The sequence below is a fragment of the Bacteroidales bacterium genome, from assembly GCA_018334875.1.
Lineage (GTDB): Bacteria > Bacteroidota > Bacteroidia > Bacteroidales > UBA12077 > JAGXLC01.
Genome location: JAGXLC010000448.1, coordinates 1 through 3260 on the forward strand (window position 1 = coordinate 1; position 3260 = coordinate 3260).

Consider the following 3260-nt stretch of genomic DNA (forward strand, 5'->3'; position numbering starts at 1 on the left):
AGATTGGCATGGTAGACCAAAAACAACAGCATCCGATCGCCCGGCGATTTGATACCTTTACAAACCAGTTCAATCTCATGGAAGGGGAGGAAAAGAATTTGCTTCTTGATCTGTTTATTATCATTCAAATAAAAAAACATCTTATCCCTGCCCAGGGTCTTTTCATAGTAAAATTTGATGGAGGCAATGGTTTGGTTAAGCTGCGTTTCCCCAAGCCCGGCAGATCTTTCCTTGAGGTAGCTGTATAGTTCCTGATAACCCAGCGAATCAATATCTTTACCCTTGTGATCTGCCAGAAATTTCTTGAAAAACGCCTTGTATATAGCTACTGTATTAGGACTTAGCCTTTTTAGTGTCATGGAGTCCATGTAGGCTTTCAAATGGGATTTGAATTCCCCGGGAACAGCAGACGCCTGGGGTAGTTTTTTTACCGCTCGTTTGCTTGGCGGTTTCTGTTCAGGCGGTGAAACGTATATCCTGGACCAGGCATAACCTGCTTTTTCAATCATCCCGGTGATCTGTTTGTACAGTTCATTGTTCCCGGGGAACATCCAGCATCGCTGTTTTTCCAGCCACACCCCCTTTTTGGTATCAGAAAAACATTTAAAAATCCTGAAAAATGAAAATCCGGCAAGCTTAGTATCTTAAAAAGTATTCCTTAATGATATAGTTTTTTTTACACGCCTTCGCTCCCTCACCCACATATATTTGCATGGGATAAGACTGCATATTCAAAAATAAGAAAAATTTATGACATGGAACAACACAAAGATTATGAAAAGAAGTTAGATGAAATCAGGGCCATTCCTGATCGGTTGGTTAAGACCCCCTATAGTATCCTGTAGATGTTTTCTTACAGCCAGGGAAAGTGAAGAAGAAACCGGTGAAGTAGCCGAGCCATAAGCCAACCCGAATTATTCAGTAATAAATTTTCTGTACGGATTAAAAAGGGGTGTTACACGGATAATTGACACCCCTTTTTTTGTTAAATCTTCGCAACCCCTCTGCAGGAGTGGCCATACCTTTGCGGAATCATCCATCCCCATGCATGAGGAGGAACATTTTCTGCAGGATGATCCTGAAACTATGCGGGAAATAGAGAAAATGTGCAGGAATAACAGAAAATATTGGCAAGGCAATGAAAAAGTCTGCAGGACACTATTAAAAACCTGCGGCTGACCGCCTGGCGTTGCAGGACTGGTTTATTCCTATGCAGGAAGCCGAAAAAATACGTAGGAATTAATTTAAGTTCCCCCGGAAGTATCTAAAATCTCGTTAGAATAAAGAAAAAATATGCAGAAATTTGACTAAAATAGTAATTTATATTAATATTGCATTTAAGATTATATAAAGTCTATTAAATTATAGGTATAGATTCCGGCTATTCACTCCGTTTCGGCCGGAATGAAACTAAAGCTAAGCCAAGAAGATATCATGCATCGTAGATACTGTTTAATAGGATCTTTGATTGTGCTCTCCCAGTTTTACATTCGTATGACTGTGGGTCAGGAGATGGATAATGTTCCTAAAGCATTTGAAGAATTGAATTTCAAACCGAAAACGATACTTTTGGATAACAAAATAAAAGTACCGACTACTAACGGTCATCTGCAGGGTATACAGTATATTGAAAAAAACGATGAAGAAAAATTGTTGATTTCCGGGAGCTCTCATACTACGGCTTACATTATCCAGGCAGATATTGACACAAGAAAAGTTGACAAACTCATTCCGTTGATGTCAGATCCTTATCGGCATGCTGGAGGTATACAAGCGACCAGCCAATATGTTATTGCAGGCATTGAAGACAACTATACGAAACGGACTTCCAGGGTTTGCATATATAATTACCTAAATGATAATTTTTATAAGGCCCATCCGGATGTAACGATATCGCGTGAAGGTGAACCTGAGCGGAAAACTGCCGGAGCCACAGGCTTACTGGCAATCGAAGATGGATATTTAGCAGTGATTGGAAATTGGGACAGTCGCAATTGGGACTTTTATCACTTGGATTTAATAAATAGCAGACACCACTTTCTAAAAAGTTTTAATGCGCCGGATAACTGGCCGGGCTATCAATCCATCAACTTAATCAAGGATAAACAAGCAATTTATGCTGTTGCATTTTACAAAAAAGAAGCAATAAATTATGCTGATCTTATCCTCATAAGCAAAAATGGACGTTTTAAGCCTGTCATGGAGAAGGTCTGTACCAAGAGGTTTCATGGTGGAAATGGAGCTGACTTTGGATCAGCGGCCGGACTGCATGTGGACAAGGAAGGTAATCTACATATTTGGAGTTCACAGAAAGATGCCACAAAGCAAATTGCTGTTAGCAGGTTTTCACAGAAATAATATAAAGAGAAACGCATCACAGTTGCTGGCTTGTCTTTAACGCAATACCGGTGCTGCACCAACAGGTTTAAAAATTAATGCCCCAATATTAAGTTTGCTTTCGAAGCTCAATCCCATACCCCGGCAGTAGCTGTTTACGCTTAAAGGTTATCTTGAATGGTGTCGCATATGTTCAGCAGCGGTTTTAATCCAGGTATAAGAACCTGGATTAAAACCTTTATTGACTTTAAAAAACCATAAGCTTCTGCATCACCCGCTGCTGAATATATCCGATGTTATGTTTCTAGTGTTTGTTGAACATACCCTCCCATTAATTCTAATCGTCCTCATCTTCTTCAAAGGCCTCAATTATATCTTCAATTTTTTCGCAAATTAAATCTGCCAGGTCGCTGTTTCCATCAGGGTCCTCAGGGTATATTTCAATGGTACCATCTTCGTTACCGTCTGTGGCGGAGGTAATGTCAATACCACCCGCTTCGGGGTCAAATAGGGTTCCTAACTCAAATGACACTTTTAATACAGCTTTGCGGGCTTCATCAAGATTTACAAGCTCATCAAATTCAATTTCAACCTCATTTTCTTCATCCGACCAGAAAATGAATGATGTACCGTCAATTGTACCCTCAATCCATATTGATTTACCATACATATCAGAGGTAGAATTTTCACTCTCACTGAACTCAAATTCTATTTCCTCGTAAGCTGCCGATGGTAGTTCTAAATCGTTCACAATGGTAGTTTCGAGGGCATTACCATCCTTCATCAGGTCTATTTCAAAGGGACCATCTAACTCATGATCGTCAGCAAATGAATCGGTTTCAAATAAGGGGTCATCGTCGTCAAACTCTATCTCAATCTCCTCAATATTGATTTTAAAACTTTCTATAACTACTCCCTCTGCA

Annotated in this window: 3 protein-coding genes; 1 reads left to right on the top strand and 2 read right to left on the bottom strand. The window is 39.8% G+C overall.

The window, feature by feature from the left end; all coding sequences use genetic code 11:
• A partial coding sequence (locus KGY70_19600) for a phage integrase N-terminal SAM-like domain-containing protein (GenBank protein MBS3777409.1) occupies nt 1-578 on the bottom strand: 578 nt, incomplete at its 3' end.
• Between the two features lie 826 nt (nt 579-1404).
• On the opposite strand from KGY70_19600, the gene KGY70_19605 reads away from it, so the two are divergent.
• Nucleotides 1405-2358: a hypothetical protein gene (locus KGY70_19605; protein MBS3777410.1), complete on the top strand. Its 954-nt coding sequence runs from the start codon at nt 1405-1407 to the stop codon at nt 2356-2358.
• Between the two features lie 316 nt (nt 2359-2674).
• On the opposite strand, the gene KGY70_19610 is transcribed toward KGY70_19605, so the two are convergent.
• On the bottom strand, nt 2675-3260 hold a 586-nt coding region (locus KGY70_19610), incomplete at its 5' end, for a DUF4382 domain-containing protein (protein MBS3777411.1).